Annotated in this window: 15 protein-coding genes; 12 read left to right on the top strand and 3 right to left on the bottom strand. The window is 35.8% G+C overall.

Annotated features, from left to right (window positions below; all coding sequences use genetic code 11):
- The first annotated feature begins 3 nt into the window (after nucleotides 1-3).
- From M0R38_02800 to rpsA, 6 genes are all read left to right on the top strand, one after another.
- Nucleotides 4-1,047 carry an ABC transporter permease gene (locus tag M0R38_02800; protein ID MCK9480673.1) on the top strand — a complete coding sequence of 348 codons (1,044 nt, stop codon included), beginning with the start codon at nucleotides 4-6 and terminating at the stop codon, nucleotides 1,045-1,047.
- Entirely contained in the window at nucleotides 1,047-1,595 is a 549-nt protein-coding gene (locus tag M0R38_02805; protein MCK9480674.1) for a shikimate kinase, read from the top strand. Before M0R38_02800 ends, M0R38_02805 begins: the two co-directional genes overlap by 1 nt.
- A 99-nt stretch (nucleotides 1,596-1,694) precedes the next feature.
- Nucleotides 1,695-1,967 carry an HU family DNA-binding protein gene (locus tag M0R38_02810; protein MCK9480675.1) on the top strand — a complete coding sequence of 91 codons (273 nt, stop codon included), beginning with the start codon at nucleotides 1,695-1,697 and terminating at the stop codon, nucleotides 1,965-1,967.
- A gap of 54 nt (nucleotides 1,968-2,021) precedes the next feature.
- A complete protein-coding gene (locus M0R38_02815; GenBank protein ID MCK9480676.1) occupies nucleotides 2,022-3,212 on the top strand; it encodes an aminotransferase class III-fold pyridoxal phosphate-dependent enzyme in 1,191 nt (396 codons plus the stop codon).
- An 83-nt stretch (nucleotides 3,213-3,295) separates the two neighbouring features.
- Nucleotides 3,296-4,048: a hypothetical protein gene (locus M0R38_02820; protein ID MCK9480677.1), complete on the top strand. Its 753-nt coding sequence runs from the start codon at nucleotides 3,296-3,298 to the stop codon at nucleotides 4,046-4,048.
- A 659-nt stretch (nucleotides 4,049-4,707) separates the two neighbouring features.
- The gene (gene rpsA / locus M0R38_02825; protein ID MCK9480678.1) at nucleotides 4,708-6,741 is read left to right on the top strand and encodes a 30S ribosomal protein S1; all 2,034 of its coding nucleotides are present in this window, start codon (nucleotides 4,708-4,710) and stop codon (nucleotides 6,739-6,741) included.
- A 52-nt stretch (nucleotides 6,742-6,793) separates the two neighbouring features.
- On the opposite strand, the gene M0R38_02830 is transcribed toward rpsA, so the two are convergent.
- On the bottom strand, nucleotides 6,794-7,699 hold the full coding sequence (locus tag M0R38_02830; protein MCK9480679.1) for a DUF58 domain-containing protein: 906 nt from the start codon (nucleotides 7,697-7,699) through the stop codon (nucleotides 6,794-6,796).
- Between the two features lie 17 nt (nucleotides 7,700-7,716).
- The gene (trxA, locus tag M0R38_02835; protein MCK9480680.1) at nucleotides 7,717-8,034 is read right to left on the bottom strand and encodes a thioredoxin; all 318 of its coding nucleotides are present in this window, start codon (nucleotides 8,032-8,034) and stop codon (nucleotides 7,717-7,719) included.
- A gap of 199 nt (nucleotides 8,035-8,233) precedes the next feature.
- Here trxA and M0R38_02840 point away from each other — a divergent pair, with 199 nt between their 5' ends.
- The 6 genes from M0R38_02840 to M0R38_02865 all read left to right on the top strand — a co-directional run bounded on the left by M0R38_02840 (nucleotide 8,234) and on the right by M0R38_02865 (nucleotide 16,216).
- Entirely contained in the window at nucleotides 8,234-8,794 is a 561-nt protein-coding gene (locus tag M0R38_02840; GenBank protein MCK9480681.1) for a DUF5606 domain-containing protein, read from the top strand.
- A 10-nt stretch (nucleotides 8,795-8,804) separates the two neighbouring features.
- A complete protein-coding gene (locus M0R38_02845; protein ID MCK9480682.1) occupies nucleotides 8,805-10,511 on the top strand; it encodes a M3 family oligoendopeptidase in 1,707 nt (568 codons plus the stop codon).
- A 119-nt stretch (nucleotides 10,512-10,630) separates the two neighbouring features.
- On the top strand, nucleotides 10,631-13,984 hold the full coding sequence (locus M0R38_02850; protein ID MCK9480683.1) for a hypothetical protein: 3,354 nt from the start codon (nucleotides 10,631-10,633) through the stop codon (nucleotides 13,982-13,984).
- Between the two features lie 11 nt (nucleotides 13,985-13,995).
- Nucleotides 13,996-14,703, top strand: coding sequence for a tRNA (adenosine(37)-N6)-threonylcarbamoyltransferase complex dimerization subunit type 1 TsaB (tsaB, locus tag M0R38_02855; protein MCK9480684.1), 708 nt, complete (start codon nucleotides 13,996-13,998; stop codon nucleotides 14,701-14,703).
- Nucleotides 14,681-15,304 carry a rhodanese-like domain-containing protein gene (locus M0R38_02860; GenBank protein MCK9480685.1) on the top strand — a complete coding sequence of 208 codons (624 nt, stop codon included), beginning with the start codon at nucleotides 14,681-14,683 and terminating at the stop codon, nucleotides 15,302-15,304. The genes tsaB and M0R38_02860 overlap by 23 nt, the downstream gene beginning before the upstream one ends.
- A 69-nt stretch (nucleotides 15,305-15,373) precedes the next feature.
- The gene (locus M0R38_02865; GenBank protein ID MCK9480686.1) at nucleotides 15,374-16,216 is read left to right on the top strand and encodes an aminotransferase class IV; all 843 of its coding nucleotides are present in this window, start codon (nucleotides 15,374-15,376) and stop codon (nucleotides 16,214-16,216) included.
- 31 nt (nucleotides 16,217-16,247) lie between these two features.
- Here M0R38_02865 and M0R38_02870 read toward each other — a convergent pair whose 3' ends face one another.
- Complete coding sequence (locus M0R38_02870; protein MCK9480687.1) at nucleotides 16,248-18,035, bottom strand: long-chain fatty acid--CoA ligase; 1,788 nt, start codon at nucleotides 18,033-18,035, stop codon at nucleotides 16,248-16,250.
- Between the last annotated feature and the right edge of the window lie 2 nt (nucleotides 18,036-18,037).

Consider the following 18,037-nt stretch of genomic DNA (forward strand, 5'->3'; position numbering starts at 1 on the left):
AGGATGTTTAAACACCTTATAATAAGGTCTTTTTATCCCTTAAGTATTTTATGGGGAGTCATAACACTTTGTTTTATTCTTTTTTATGTGTTTCCGGATGCAGATGAATTAGTGGTAGGTCAAAGAAGTGATTTGCAAACAAAACAAGCCATAAAAGAAGAGTTGGGTTTAGACAAACCGGCATTTGCCCGATACATTCACTATTTAAAACATTTAAGCCCTATTTCAGTTGAATCAAAGAACAATATTGTAGAGACTAATATCAACATTGGTGTTTCCGCTACTTCAGCATTAGTTATTAAATTTCCTGATTTTGGACTTTCATATCAAAATCGTAAACCTGTGGTTTCCATTCTTCTCGAAGCGCTGGTAGGTACATTAACATTAGCAGGTGTTGCTATGTTGCTGGCATTTTTCATGGGGATTGTGCTTGGGACTATTGCTGCATTAAATTATAATAGTATAGCAGACTCTGTCATACTTGCTTTTAGTACACTTTTCATTTCCATACCTTCTTTTTTCTCTTCAATATTAATAGCGTGGCTGTTTGGGTTTGTATGGCATCAATATACAGGTCTTCCCATGACCGGAAGCTTATTTTCAATTGATTTAGAAACAGGGAACCAAATATTAACATTGGAAAATTTGGTATTGCCTGCGCTCGCGTTAGCTGTTAGACCTGTTGCAGTAATTACTCAATTAATGCGTTCTTCTCTTTTGGGAGTGTTGCAGAGTGATTATATAAGGACAGCAAAAGCAAAAGGATTGTCACCTAATAAATTAATTGTACGTCATGCACTTAAAAATGCACTCAATCCGGTTATTACAGCTGCCTCAGGTTGGTTTGCATCAATGATGGCGGGCGCATTCTTTGTTGAATACATCTTTAATTGGAAAGGACTTGGCAAAGTTTTAATAGAATCTGTGCAACTTAGTGATTTGCCTGTTGTCTCCGGTGGAGTAATTTACATTGCTATCATCTTCATAGCGGTCAACTCACTGGTCAATATCTCATATCAATATCTTGATCCGAAATTAAAAAAATAATGACAAAAATTTTTGTTGTTGGAATGCCGGCAAGTGGCAAAACTACCTTTGGGGCTAAATTGGCAAAAGCTCTTAATTATAGTTTTGTTGATTTAGATAAATTAATAGAAGAAAATGAAAATAAATCGATAGCAAAAATGTTTGAAGATATTGGCGAATTAGGTTTTAGGGAAATTGAACGATTCTATTTGCAAGGATTGAAAGATTTGCAACATGCAGTTATTAGTACAGGCGGAGGCTCTGTTGCATTTTTAGATAATATGGAGTGGATGAATTCAAATGGTTTAACTATTTATCTGGAAGTTGATATAGCCACTTTGATACAGAGAAACACCGTAAATAGGCGGTTTAGACCACTTTTTGCCGACAGTTCAAATGAAGAAATAGAAGAAAAAATGTATTTTTTAATGGAAAAGAGGGTGCAATTTTATGAACTATCAACCTTGGTAGTCAATAAACAAAGTGTGAAAACAACTAATAACATATCTGATAATCAGCAAGTTAACGAAGTTAAGGAAATAATTAATCAGATTGTTGATTTTAGGTGAATAAATAGCGTTAAAAAAAATGCGGAAGTGCTTGCATTTCTAATTGTGTACTCTACATTTGACGATGTAAATTTTTATTAACTTAAATAATTAAATATTATGAACAAATCAGATTTAATCGATCACATTGCAAAGGATGCTTCAATCACTAAAGTACAAGCATCAGCAGCTTTGAATTCATTCATTGATGCAACATCTAAAGCTTTAAAGAAAGGTGATAACCTTATCTTAGTTGGATTCGGAACTTTCTCAGTTACTAAAAGAGCTGCAAGAAAAGGCCGTAACCCAAGAACAGGTCAAGAAATTAAAATTCCTGCTAAGAAAGTTGTTAAATTCAAAGCTGGTTCTGATCTTTCTAAAAAGGTTGGATAATTCTACCTTTTTACGTTCCTTTGAGCCTCGCATTTGCGGGGCTTTTTTTTTGATATGATTTCACAAAAGACACTCTTTTTAAATTTACTGGCACAAACTACACAAGCTCCTTTATTACTTGAAATCGAAAGGGCGGACGGAGTTGTTTTGTATGGAACACATGGGGAGCAATATCTCGATTTAATATCAGGGATTAGTGTCAGTTCCCTGGGGCATGGTAATAAAGCTGTAATTAATGCGATTGAAGAACAAGCGCATAAGTATCTTCACTTAATGGTATATGGAGAACTCGTTTTGACCCCCCAAGTGAAGTTAGCAGAGGTACTTTCGCAATTCTTACCTTTCAAAGATCAAACTTCTGTATTTTTTACAAATTCAGGAAGTGAAGCTATAGAAGGTGCTATGAAATTAGCTAAGAGAGCTACAGGGCGTGCAGAGATTATTGCGCTCAAAAATGCATATCATGGAAGCACACATGGTGCAATTAGTCTCAGTGCAGACCCTTATTATACTGATTTTTATCGCCCATTGCTTCCTCAGATGAGGCAAATAAAACAAAATTCAATTGAGGATTTAGATTATATTACAACTGATACTGCGGCAGTTTTTGTTGAAACTATCATGGGTGAAGCCGGTTATCTGCCATCAAACCAAGAGTGGTTAAAAGAATTAAGAAATAGATGTACTCAGAGTGGTGCTCTTTTAGTATTAGATGAGGTGCAATGCGGTATGGGAAGGAGCGGTACTTTGTTTGCTTTTGAACAGTATGAAATTCAACCGGACATCTTGGTACTTGCAAAAGCATTTGGAGCAGGAATGCCATTAGGAGCTTTCATTTCAAACAAAGAGACTATGTCAGTCTTGTCAACTAATCCTATCTTAGGGCATATTTCAACTTTTGGAGGACATCCTGTGTCGTGTGCAGCGGCTCTGGCAGGATTTGTTGAAATTACAGAACGAAAATTATGGCAAAATGCCAAAGAAATTGAAAGAGAGTTTAGAAGCGGGTTGATGCACCCTGCTTTGCAACAAATCACAGGGCGAGGTGCTATGTTGGGTATAGAACTACCCACACAAGTAAAGTGTTTAGAGTTTGTACAACATAGTATTGAATCAGGAGTGTTGATTGATTGGTTCCTTTATGCACCTCACAAAGTAAGACTTTCGCCACCTTTGGTAATCAACAGCAGTGAGATTAGGCAAGCTTGTGAAATTATGAATAATGTAGCCGAAAAGATTTTCTAACTACTATGAGGAAGATTTTTATACTATTATGTTGTATCAGTCTTTTTGCATGTCACAAATCACAGCAAGAGAATGTTAATCAAGTGGCAAAAATTGTTGAATTTCAAGATCATGCGCTAAGCTTGTTTACAGTTGCGTATGATGTAATGGCCAAAATTGATTCACCATCTACTGTCAGTATGTTTCAAAATTGTATGGAAGTAGTTTGGATAGATTCACTTTTTAATGATGGTAACGGGATTGAAGCTTTTCTTACTTTTCATAATTATGACTCTTTTTCAAGTAAGTATTTGTATGGGTTTGATAAAAAGTTGCGCAAAGGACTTTTATACATAGAGGTAAATCATTCGCTAAGCAACCAAGATGTAACCGGACAGATTGCAATAGTAGATTCAATTCAATATAATTCAGGGTATTATATTAAGAAAATGAAGCAGCTTAATGGAAGTTTGTTTTTTAGTAGAAATGGTGCTAATAGCTGGGTTGTTTCCCTGCCTCAAATGAAGTATCAAAGTGGATTGCAGCTTGGGATGATGAGTTTTGAGGGAGAAATAAACCTCTCATCAGGCTCAAGCAATGGACTGATAGGTGCGACATTATCAATGAAAGGTTCTTCAAAGGGAGTCGTTTCATCCGATTTCAAGACAGAAATAAAAGCACCTTTAGAAATAAATTTTTCAAAAGAATGTTCAGGTATGTATAGGGTAGGAGAACAACAGGTGCAATTCAAAGATGACACTTGGACTGTGAATTATAATGCTTTCAACACAGGAAACTGTGATAGATATATCAAGTTGGAATGGGGTCGGCAAGAGTATTTTAGACCTATGTATTAGAGTTTGCCCCCGCTTCCTCTTATTTTTCTAGAGCTATAAGGGTTGCCTTCTTTGCCAAAAAGTCCTCTATCTTTTTTTCCGAGTCTATTTTTTTTCTTTGCTTTATGAACTTGGTTGCCACAACTTGTTGTGCGAGTTCTACCACTATTAGGGGCTTTGACAACATGTACTTCGTTTCCACAACTTGCAGCTGACTGACATGCGGATATCCCGAAAAGAAGACAAATAATGACAATAAAAAAGCAAATACGTTTATATGAGCAATGCAAAACGCAGCAAATATATTAAGAAAATGATGATAAGAAATACTTTAAAATTCGGTTGCTATTACTTTAGAAGTGAAATTTAGTTTCCGAGTTGAAAGATTCCTATAGTTTGAGATGATAGATATCCTATTGATTGTCTTCTTGTTAAAAAATGAATGCCATCATGAGACGCGATTACATTAAAAGATAAAGATTTTACTTAATTGAAAAGTTCAAAAATTATTTTTCTTTTCCACTGTATTTGCTAATTTTGCCGCCCCCAAAAGGAGGAATTATAATTTGACAGAAGAAAAAAAATTAACCGCAACAGAGTCAACTGAAAGCACACAAACAGCTAAGACTCAACCCGAATTGACACAGAGGGTGCACAATCCGGATGAATTTGATTGGAGTATGGATGGAGCAGGTTTTGCCCATTACTCTAAAGCAGAAAAATCTAAAATGGAGGAATTGTATTCCAAAAACATTTCTTCACTTAACACAAATGAGATCATTGAAGGAAAAGTTGTTTCAATCACAGATAAAGATGTGGTATTAGATGTCGGATTCAAATCTGACGGAATTGTTTCTAAAAATGAATTTAGAGATATGCCAAATCTTAAAATTGGCGACAAAGTTCTTGTGTTTGTTGAGCAAACAGAAGATGCTCTTGGGCAACTTGTACTATCTAGAAAGAAAGCACTTCAAGAAAATTCTTGGGTAGAAATTTGTAAAGCGATGGAACAAGATAAGGTACTTACCGGTCTTGTTACATCTAGAACAAAAGGAGGACTTGTTGTTGATGTGATGGGAATCGATGCATTTTTACCCGGTTCTCAAATTGATACCAAACCTATTCGTGACTACGATCAATTTGTAGGTAAAGAAATGGAGTTTAAGGTGGTAAAAGTGAATGAGATTTTTAGAAATGTTGTGATATCACACAAAGTGTTAATTGAAGATGATATCGAAGCACAAAAATCTGAAATTCTATCCAGCCTCGAAAAAGGTCAAGTATTAGAAGGAGTTGTTAAAAATATGACTTCATTTGGTGTATTTATTGACCTTGGTGGTGTTGATGGATTATTACATATTACAGATATCTCTTGGGGTAGAATCAATCACCCGGAAGAAGTATTGCATTTAGACCAAAAAATCAATGTTGTTGTTCTTGATTTTGATGACGAAAAGAAAAGAATATCTCTTGGCTTGAAACAGCTTTCAGAACATCCTTGGGATTCATTGGATGACAGCATTAAAGTTGGTTCTAAAGTTAAAGGCAAAATTGTTACGGTTGCTGACTATGGAGCATTTCTTGAGATTAAACCGGGTGTAGAAGGACTCATTCACGTTTCTGAAATGAGTTGGTCTCAACACCTAAGAAATCCTTCTGATTTCCTTAAAGTAGGTGACGAAATTGAAGCAGTGGTGCTGACTTTTGAAAAAGAAGAAAGAAAAATCTCATTGGGTATTAAGCAATTAACACCTGATCCATGGCAATCAATTCAAGCTAAATACCCTATCGGTAGTAAACACGAAGGAGTTGTTAAGAACCTAACAAGTTATGGGTTGTTTGTTGAACTTGAAGAAGGTGTTGACGGACTTGTTCACGTTTCTGACCTTTCATGGACAAAGAAAATTAAACATCCTGCCGAGTACATTAAAAAGGATGAGAAAATTGAAGTGATTGTTCTGGAAATTGATAGTGAAAATAGAAGACTTTCATTGGGACACAAACAATTAGAAGAAAACCCATGGGATGCATTCGAATCTATTTTCAAAGTAGGTACTAGACATGAGGCAACTATTGTTGACTTGAATGATAAAGGCGCAACGGTACAATTATCTTATGGTATTGAAGGTTTTATTCCTAAACGTCACTTAACTCAGCAAGATAATGCCCAAGTTAAAGAAGAGCAAACTATCGAAGCTGAAGTGATAGAATTTAATAAGGATGCTAAAACAATCATTCTTTCTCATACTGTGATTTGGAAGGCAAATGACGAAGAAAAGAAAGATGCAGAAAATAAGAAGAAAGAGAAACAGGCTAAAAGTACTTCTAAAACTGTACAACAAATCAATCAAGCAAATGACAAATCTACTTTAGGTGACTTAGATGCATTTGATGACTTAAAGGCTATGTTTGAAAAAGCTGAAGCGAAAGCTGAAAAGAAATCAAGCAAAAAGTCTGAAGCAGAGCCTATAGCAACAACCAAAGAGGAGAAAGCACCAGCCAAGTCAAAGAAATCTAAAGGTGATGATTTGAAAAAATTAAGCGGTGTAGGTCCTGCTTTTGAAAAAAGATTGATAGCTGTTGGTATTGATTCTTATGCTAAAATGGCTGCTCTAACTGAAGCTAATGTGAACAAACTTGAAGAAAAAGATAATATCACAAGTTGGTCAAATTGGGAAAAGTGGATTGAAGAAGCTAAGGCACTGATTGGATAATTTCCAATAATCATAATATTAAGCCGTTTGGATTTCCAAACGGCTTTTTTGTTTAATAGAGTTTTTGTCTTTTGAGTAAAAATGGGAGTATAATTTGCTCGAACCCTTTATCAATATCTGCTTCAATGAAATCAACTTGGTATTGCATTGATTTTTCTTTGATAATCTTGTTAAAGGATTGAATACGTTGAATGTATTCTTTACGTACTTCTTCGGTGTTGATTTTTATCTCTTCACCGGTTTCTATATCTACAAATTTGTGTGGTACAGATGGAAAGTTGAATTGAATTTCTTCATTTCCATATACGGTATGAAAAATTATTATTTCATGCTTCTTAAATTTAAGATGATTGATTGCATCAAATAATAACTGAGGATTGTTGAGATTGGTTTGGTCGAATAGGTCTGAAAATATAATTACCAGGCTTCGCCTGTGTATTTTCTCTGCCATTAAATGCAGCATGGAAACAATATCTGTTTGTTCGCGCTTTTGTTCGGACTTTATGACCTTCTCTAGTTGTGAGATGATTTCTTGGTAATGTTGCGTAGATGATTTGACTGCACTTTGCCATTCAATACTTTTTGCGAAGCAAGTCAAACCAAATGCATCACGTTGTTTTTTGAGCAGATAACTTAATACTGCTGCAGATTTGAGTGCAAATTCAAGTTTGCTGTTTTGAACAAGAGGATAGTACATGGAAGACGAAATGTCCAAAAGTATATGTGCGCGTAGATTTGTTTCCTCCTCAAATCGCTTGACAAACAAGTTGTCTGTTCTGGCATATAACTTCCAGTCAATATTGCGAATACTATCCCCTTGGTTGTAAGCTCTATGCTCAGCAAACTCAACACTAAATCCATGAAATGGACTTTTGTGCATTCCGGTAATAAAACCTTCAACAGTTTCTCTGGCAAAAAAGTCAAGAGATGCTAGACTGTGTGCGGTTTCCTGAAGCATAGTGAAAATTGCTTAGCTTATAGATGAGCATCTATTTTAGCAGCAATATGACTCTTTGGGAGTGCACCTACTAATTTGTCAACAACCTGCCCACCTTTAAAAATCAACAATGTAGGAATGCTTCTAATTCCAAATTGTCCTGATATGTTGGGATTTTCATCTACGTTTACTTTACCGATTACTGCCTTGCCGGAATATTCATTAGCTAATTCTTCTACTACCGGTGCTATCATTCTGCATGGTCCACACCACTCTGCCCAAAAATCTACTAATACTGGTTTGTCTGAATTTAAAACTTCATTTTGAAAGTTTGAATCGTTGAATGTTATTGCCATAATAATATATAATTTTCTGTTAGCAAATTAACACCAAATTAATTGCCAAAACCAATTTACGGACAAAATAGGTCTAATCTTCTGCCATTATGCCAATCAAATAGAGATTCTCTTGCTGCTGCAAAAAAGTTGCACAAAATCAACCCTTGAATATGTGTAAATTGCCTATTTTTGAACACTTTATAAGGATTAATAAAATATGGAATTAAAAGATGTAGTTGCTATTGCAGGCGCTCCAGGACTCTACAAAGTAATTGGACAGCGCAAAAATGGTATGATTGTAGAATCTTTAGATGGGGCAGCTAATAAAATTGCGACTTCACCTACTCAAAAGATATCTGTCTTGAGTGATGTTGCTATTTTTACTGATGCTGAAGAAGTGAAACTCTCTGATGTATTATTGGAAATTAAGAAACAAACTGAAAACGGATTGTCTGTACCTGACAAAAAAGCCGATGACAATGCACTCAAGTCTTTTTTGGCGACTATAGTTCCCAATTATAATAAAGAACGTGTATATGTTTCTGATATGAAGAAACTAGTAGGTTGGTGGCAGATTTTAAAAGACCAATTAGATTTTGATAAACTAACAGTATCTGAAGATGCAGTTGAGGAAAGCGGAGAAAAGGCTGTGGGAGCTAAAGAGGCCAAAAAGGATGCATTAAAAGCACCAAAAGCTAAGTTAAAACAAACAGCTCCTAAAGCAAATACAAAAAGTAAAGCTGCCAAATCTATTTCAACCCCGAGGAAGGCGCAATAACTGCGATTGAATGGAACTTAAAGCACATCCGCGTATATTCCTGCCTAAGGACTATACAATTACACAATGGGAAGGGCTGTTGCCTTATTATGAAAGCCTTATTGATGAAGATTTTCAATCAATAGATGAGTTTGAATTATGGCTAAAAAAAGTAAGTGAATTAGACAGTGTTGTCAGTGAAGACCTTGCTTGGAGATATATTCGTATGACCTGTGATACGACTAACAAAGAATATGAGCAATCTTATCTTGATTTTATTTCAAATATTCAGCCCCAATTAACACCGCTTACTGATAAAATTAATAAAAAGTTAGTTGCTTCATCGTTTTTACAAGAACTTGAAAAAAAGGACGGTGCTTATACTTTGTATTTTAGACAAATAAGGACAGCTATTGACTTGTATCGTGAAGAAAATATTCCTATCTCTACCAAAATCCAAACGCTTGCTCAAGAGTATAGCGCAATCAGCGGACAAATGGAAGTGGATTGGGAAGGCAAGAAATTGACGTTGCAGCAAGCCGGGGTCTTTCTTAAATCTAATGATCAGTCGGTTCGTGAAGAAGCATACAAAGCGATACAAGAAGAAAGGTATAGAAATCACGAGCGTTTAGATAATATTTTTTCTGAAATGGTTGCGCTGAGACATCAAATAGCTGTCAATGCCGGATTTGAGAATTTTAGAGACTATAAGTTCAAAGCACTCAATCGATTTGATTATACGGTGCAAGATTGTTTTGATTTTCATAATGCTATTGAAAAGGTTGTGGTTCCTTTAAAGAAGAAATTACACCAAATACGTAAGGAGAAATTAGGTGTAGAAGTGCTTAAACCTTGGGATACTTCAGTTGATCCTGATAATCATCCAAAGTTGCATCCATTTGAAACCGGTGAAGAGTTATTAAACAAAACTATCAAGGCTTTCAACCGCATTGACTCATATTTTTCTGATTGTTTATTAACCATGAAAAAAATGAAACATCTGGATTTGGAAAGTAGAAAAGGAAAATCTCCCGGTGGATATAACTACCCGCTTGCTGAAACCGGTGTACCTTTTATTTTTATGAATGCAGCTTCGATGCAACGTGACGTGGAAACGATGGTACACGAAGGTGGACATGCAATTCATTCTTTTCTAACCAGAGAGTTACCACTCGAATCTTTCAAAGAAACACCATCAGAGGTAGCAGAATTAGCTTCCATGAGTATGGAATTGTTGAGCATGGATGTTTGGGATGAGTTTTATCCAGATCCTTCAGACCACCAACGTGCTATACGCGAACAATTAGAGGGGATTATATTTACATTACCTTGGATTGCGACAATCGATGCGTTTCAACATTGGGTTTATGAACACCCAACACATACACAAGATGAACGTATTATTGCATGGAATAACATTTCTAATCGCTTTGAAACCGGATTGATTGATTATACAGAAGTAGAACAATATAAAAACTATTCATGGCATGCTCAACTTCATGTCTTTGAAATTCCTTTTTATTATATAGAATACGGATTTGCTCAATTAGGGGCAATTGGTGTTTGGAAGAACTATAAAAACAACCAGGTTGCAGCTATTGAAGCCTATAAAACTGCTTTAAAGGCAGGCTATACAAGGTCTATTCCTGAGATATATCAATTAGCAGGAGTTAGATTTGATTGTTCTGCCGGATATATAGAAGAATTGTTTGAATTTCTTTGGAAAGAGCTACACTGATGCGTGTGTTCGCTTAGTGTGAGATACTACTCTTTTTTTTGACGGTTTGATATTATTTCTTGTGCTATTGATATTGAAGCAATCTCTCCATTTTCATTATCTTTGTGAGCCTTTACCTTATGAGCCAATCGTTACTTCAGGCAAAATTAGATGCATTTATTAGCAAATACCACCGAATGCAATTGTTGCGTGGTGGTATTGCAGTAATTGGAATTTTTTTGAGCAGTTATCTCTTTGCTGCTTTGTTGGAGTACTATGGCCGTTTTGGAACAGCAATAAGAGCGATTCTGTTTTTCTCAATCATTGCCCTCACAATATGGGTTGTTGCCAAGAATATTGTAAAACCATTATTACAATTGCTTAAAATCAGTAAAGGAACATTAAGTTATAAAGATGCCTCACTAATGATTGGCAGCCATTTTCCACAGGTGAAAGACAAGTTGTTAAATGCTTTGCAGTTAGAGTCAATGAAGCAAGCCAGCGGACAAAATGAGCTCCTCATGGCAGCTATTGAGCAAAAAACAAGAGAAATTTCAGGCATCCCTTTTTTGAATGCGATTGATTGGGAAGGGGTTAGAAAGGTTGCAAAGTACAGCGTTATACCGCTTTGTCTGTTTTTGATAACATTGGTTTTTAATTCAGGTCTTTTTATTGAAAGTGGTCAGCGAATCATTCACTTTCAAAAGCAATTTGCAATTCCTGCACCTTTTCAATTTGTGATTGCAGAAAAGCAACTCAATGTCTATCGAAATCAAGATTTTACTTTAGAATTACAAACACCAGGGGAACAAATACCCACTGAGATGTATGTCATTTCTGCAGGTAATACTATGAAAATGGAGACAGTGGGCAAAGGGAAATTCTCTTTTACTTTTAGAAATGTACAATCCAATCGGATTTTTTATTTTACCAATGGGAAATTTAATTCTCATGATTATTTGCTGACCGTAATTCCTAAGCCGGTGATATTGAATTTTAAAGTAGCATTACAATATCCTACGTATTTACAAAAAAAGAATGAAACACTTGAAAATGTAGGCGATTTGACTATTCCTGCCGGAACACGAGTAGAATGGAGTTTTCAAACTAAAGATGCGGACCAGTTACAAATGCTTATTGATACCATGACGCGAAAAGTGCAGCAGGATAATCATGGTAATTTTGTGTTGACTCAGCGATTCTTGCACAGTACTTCTTATGCAATTCAAGTGCTCAATTCAAAAACAAAGGGATTTGATAGCATGGCTTACAGCGTTCATATCATTGCAGATGAGTATCCTTCCATATTTGCAGAACAACAGAAAGACAGTAACATGTTGTTTACAAACTATCTGTTCGGTGAGGCAAGCGATGACAATGGGGTTAGTAGGTTGACATTTTTCTATAGGAAGGTTGGGCAACAAGAGCATTTTCAAAAAATTGAATTGCCAATTACAGGCACATTCAAACAGAATTTCTTTCTACCGATTGACTTAAAACAATTGGGTCTTGCTCAAAATGAAGCATTGGAGTATTTTTTTCAAGTATGGGACAATGATAGAGTTATGGGACCCAAATTTACCAAGACCACTATTCAAACTTTAAGACGTGAATCAGACAAAGAACTTGAAAATCAAGTGAGTGAAACAGGTAAGGCATTGCAAACTAATATGCAACATGCTCTTCAGAAAGCTTCGGAGCTGCAAGAGAAAATAAAATCATTGAGCAATGATTTAAAGCAAAAAAGTACCTTGACATGGGAAGACAAACAAAAGATTGAGAAACTTCTTGAAGAGCAGAAAAAGTTGCAAGAAGAAATTGAAAAAATGAAACAGGATTTTCAGCAACGCAATGAGTTTGAAGACCAGTTCAAGAATAAAAATGAGGAGCTAAGAAAGAAGCAAGAGCAAATTCAAAAGATGTTTGATGAACTTTTTGATGACAAGACAAAAGAACTTTTTAAGAAACTTGAAGAGATGCTTTTACAGCAAAATAAAGATAAAATTCAAGAAAATCTGAATGACTTGAATAAGAGCAACAAGGATTTGGAAAACATGTTAGACAAGACTTTGGAACAATTCAAACAATATGAACTCGAAAAAAAGATAAATGAAACCATAGATAAGTTGGATAAGCTGTCTGACAGACAAGAGGAATTAAGAAAAGAAACTGAGAACTCCGACAAGAGTCAGAATGAAGAGTTGCAAAAAAAGCAAGACGAGCTTAATAAAGAATTTGAGGCAGTTCAAAAAGATTTAGAAGAGATAAAACAGAAAAATAACAACCTTGAAGACCCGATGAAACTTGACAATACAGAGTTACAGAGTCAAGATATCCAATCTGATATGAACCAAGCAGAGGAAAATATTTCTAAAAATAAGAAGAATAATGCTGCCAAGAAACAACAAGACGCTTCAAAGAAAATGAAAGAGTTGGCGCGAAAAATGGAGCAGGAAATGGCTGAAAGCAAACAAAATCAGAATGAGGAAGATTATCATACGTTGAGACAGCTGCTCAAAAATTTGATTCTGTTATCCAATTCGCAAGAGGAGATTATGAAGGAATTTGGTTCAATCAAAGAATACAACCCCCGTTACATTGAATTGTCAAAGCGGCAAAAAGAGTTGAGACAGTCTGCATTAATGATTGAGGATAGTTTGAACAATTTGGCAAAACGTCAGCCCATGATTTCTTCTTTTGTTACGAAAGAGTTGGGGTCCCTTACACAAAATATGGATGGTGCGGTCATGGATTTGTCGGAAAGATATACAGGCAACGCGTTGGTTAAGCAACAATACGCAATGACTCATACCAATAATTTGGCTGTATTCCTTACCGAAGTGCTTCAACAAATGCAACAACAGATGAATGCAGAAAAGAAAGAAGATGCAAAACCTCAAGACGGAGACCCAAAACAGAATTGTGAAAATCCGGGGCAAAAAAATTCTATGGGTAAAGGAAAACCTAAACAAGGGATGCAGGGTATGAAGCAACTGCAAGACAGATTGAACAAAATGATGCAAGATATGCAGCAAAAAATGATGAACGGACAAAGTCCCTCAAGCGAAGAATTTGCACGTATTGCTGCTCAGCAAGAAGCTTTGAGACGTGAACTTGAACGTATTCAAAAAGAAATGGGAGAGCAAGGATTGGGTGGTACAGACTTGATGAAGGAAATTGAAAAAACAAAGAAGATGATGGAGGAGACCGAAAAACAATTGTATAATAAGAAGTTAGACAGTAGAACCATTCAAAGACAAGAAGAAATTTCACACAGATTATTTGAACATGAAAGAGCCGAAAGGGAGCAAGGAGAAGATGACAAACGTAAAGGAGAGACAGCCACTGAGAAAACGAGAAAAATGCCTCCTTCCATAGAAAAGTATTTGAAGGAAAAAGCAAGAGAAGTAGAGTTTTATAAAACACTGCCCCCTGAGTTCAGTCCTTATTACAAGAATAGGGTGAAAGATTATTTTCAAAATATACAATCTTAAATTTAACCGAAATGATTCTATGTATTGAAACAAGCGGTGAAATTTGTAGTGTAGCTCTTGCAGAAAGCACAAAACAATTTTACTTTTTAGAAAGCCAAGTACCCAATGCTCATTCAGCCGTATTATTGCCATTTATTGACAGGTTGTTTACAGAACATCAAATCTCCAAGCAGTCCCTATCAGCAATAGCTCTTTCTTCAGGACCCGGTTCCTACACAGGGTTGAGAATCGGTAGCGCTGCGGCAAAGAGTATTTGTTTGGCTTTAAATATTCCGCTAATAACAATAAGTTCACTTGAAATATTAGCACAAAAAATGAAAGCAAGGTCTGCAAATGCAGAATGTTTAGTGCCTCTGTTTGATGCCAGAAGAATGGAAGTCTATGCAGCGGTTTTTGATGTAAATACAAATAGAATCAGCGCTGATATGCCGATTGTCTTGTCAAAAGATACCGCAGCGTTATGGAATCATAAGAAAGTTCTACTTGCAGGTTCCGGAGCTGCAAAAACACACTTGTTTTTAAAAGAAATTGGGGAAGATGCTGAACTTTTAGGTGATTTTTTTCCTGATGCCCCGTCCATGTTAACCCTTGCATTTGAACACTTTGAAAACAAATACTTTACTGATATTGTTAATTTTGAACCCGCATATTTAAAACCTTTTTATACCACCGCAACCCCCATTAAATACAAATTGAATGAAATCCTTAACTATAGCTGAATTTGAAAAAGAAATGAGCCATGCGCTTGTTTTAGATGTTCGAAACAAAACCGTCTTTGAAACAGGTTTTATTCCTAAGTCGCTTAACATTGGTGTGGATGGTGCGTTTCATCAATATCTTCCTAAATTAATAGAGAAAGACAGGCGGGTTGTATTGGTATGTGAGCAGAATATTGAGAAACAGTCTGCGGAATTAATTGCAAAACAAGGATTTAAAAATATTGCCGGTTGGCTAAACAATGGAGTTGAGAGTTGGAAACAAGCCCAAAGACCTATTGATATGCATATCTCAATTCAGGCAGATGAGTTCGCAACTGACCTGTATTTTCTCAATGAACATGAATCTGTAATTGATGTTAGAGAGTATGACCTTCGGAAATTAGGGTCTATTGAAAGTTCAGTAGGTATGCCTTTGACTGATTTGTTCGAAAATTATTCAGAGATGGATATGCAAAAAGCATATTACTGTCATGGGGCAGATGGATATGAAGCAATGATTGGAGCATCTTTTTTAAAATCTAAAGGATTTAACATGGTCAAGTCTGTGGACAGCACATATGAAGACATTCTTGAAAAATTAAAATATCACAAAAAGGTGTAACCCTGACGTTTCCTTGTCTTTTGTCTCGGGAAGTATCATTGCCTGCTTTTTATACATTTGCAGACTACAATGTCGTATATTTTGTTGAACGGTCATTTTGTAAAGCAAACCGGAGACGTGTTCGGTCAAGATACAAGGTTGTGGCAGTTTGGAGAAGGACTCTTTGAATCAATTAGAGTGTTTAATGGTCGGTCACCTTTGCTCGATTTGCATGCAGCACGTTTAAGTAGGAGTTCTAAAATATTAGGCTGGGCAATTTCACCCGCTTGGAATGAGCGATTTTGGAACCAACAGATAGATAAACTTTGTGAGAAAAATCAATGGACAAATGCACGAGTTAAACTCATCGTATATAGACAAGGAGCGGGGACTTATTTGCCGGAAAATGTTTTTTTTAATTGGATTCTATTTGGACAAGAGCTGCATTCTGATGAGTTTGAGTTAAATCCTGTTGGACTGCGCACCATGGAGTTTTCAAGACTGCCAAAGCCTGCTGAATACCTTTCATTGCTTAAGATTACATCAGCAATGCGTTATATACAGGCAGCTCAATTTGCATTTCAAAATCGAGTAGATGAAGTGTTGATTACAAACCAGTTTGATAGAATTTGCGAAGCAAGTTCTTCCAATCTCTTTATCGTACAAGGAGATTCACTTATTACCCCTGCACTGTCCGAATATTGTTTGGATGGTGTAATGCGAAGAGCAATCATTTCATTAGCAGAAATGCATGGAATTGAATGTTTTGAATCATCTGTCTTTAAAAATGATGTTTATTATGCAGATGAACTTTTTGTTACCAATGCTGTCAAAGGGATACAATGGATCGGAAGTTATGAAGATTGTAATTTTGAATTAGGCAAGCTCACAAAGAAGTTTCATAAGTGGCTAAACGAACTATTACAAGAATGACATGTGCGTTACTATTGATCTGAATGGACCTTTATTTATTGAAGATTCCTTCGATTTCTGATGCAAAATTTTCGCTAATGACTTTACGTTTTATGCTCAGCTTAGGTGTTAATTCACCTAATTCTAATGCAAACTCGCGGGAGAGCAATTTAAACTTCTTAATTTTTTCTATGTCAATCAAGTCTTTGTTCACTTCATCAATCAGATTTTTGTAATACTTCAGCACTTGTTCGTTATTGATTGCGGTTTCTATGTCAGAAAATGGAATTCCGGTTTCTTGCATCCAATTCTTTAAATTCTCAAAACTTGGAACAATTAAAGCTCCTATGAATTTTTCATTTGCCCCTACCACCATGGCTTGTTCAATGAAGAAACTCTCTTTTAGTTTGTTTTCAATAGGTTGAGGAGCAATGTATTTACCTCCGCTATTCTTAAAAAGTTCTTTTTTTCTGTCAATAATTTTGTAAAATTTTTCATCTACCAAAGCACCTATGTCACCAGTATGAAGCCAGCCGTCCACAATCATTTTGTCTGTCTCTTCTTTGTTTTTGTAATACCCGACCATGTTATTTTCACCTTTACATAAAATCTCACCATCATCTCCCAATTTTACTTGTACATTGTTTATTACTGTACCTATTGTCCCTATTTTGCGATTTTCTTTTCCAAACCTATTTACAGTAATGACAGGTGATGTTTCTGTAAGACCATAACCTTCCATAATGGTGATTCCTGCAGCTGTAAAAAGTGTTGCCAGCTTTGGCGGACATGCAGCACCTCCCACGACAATTGCTTTAACATTGCCACCTAAGGCGGCACGCCATTTACTAAAAATGAGTTTATTTGCAATGTTGAGCTTGAGATTGTAGAAGCTGCTATTTCCCTCTATCTTGTATTGGCTTCCGATTTTGACTGCCCAAAAGAATAGGAATTTTTTAATTCCTTTGAGCTCAGCACCTTTCTTCATTATTTTCTCATATACTTTTTCTAATAGCCTTGGGACAGTAACAAAGAGTGCAGGTCTTACTTCTTTTAAATTGTCTGCAATGGTTTCCATTCCCTCTGCATAATAGATGGAGTAATTATTATAAATATAAATGTAGGTTACGGTCTTTTCAAAAATGTGATTGAGTGGCAAAAAGCTAAGACTTTTCTTATATCCTTCTTCTACACCAATCTCTTCAATTACATTGCGAACATTTTTAACATTGCTTACAATGTTTCTATGGCTTAGCATTACGCCCTTAGGTTTGCCTGTAGTACCGGAAGTGTAGATAATGGTGGCGATGTCATCTTCTTTTATGACTGATTTGCGTTTCTCAATTTCGAGTAAATCTACTTGGTTTGGTTCTGATAATATTTGTTTCCAAGTGTTTGTATCTTCACCTTCCTCAAAAGTAAAGATGGCTTTTAGAAATGGCATCTTATCTTTTACATCAGTCAGTTTTTGGTAAAGGGACTTGCTGTTCACGAAACAGTATTTCACTTCTGCTTCATTAAATACATAGATAATGTCGTCAATATTGGTATTAGGATAGAGAGGTACTAATACTGCTCCGGATTGTTGAGTTGCAAAATCTGTAATTAACCATTCAGGACGACTGTTGCTGATAAGTCCGATTTTATCTTGATTTTCAACTCCGACTTTGTGTTTTATGCCTAAGTTTATTAAACCGTTAGTAAGTGCATTGGCTTGACTGATTACTTCTTGAGCGCTTAATTCTAAATATACTCCATCTTTTTTTGAAGCTAGTAATACTTGTTTGTTCTTAACTGATTCCATTGATAAACAGTCAAAAAGTCGTGAAAACTGTTCCATAG

The organism is Bacteroidia bacterium (genome assembly GCA_023228875.1).
GTDB lineage: Bacteria > Bacteroidota > Bacteroidia > NS11-12g > UBA955 > JALOAG01.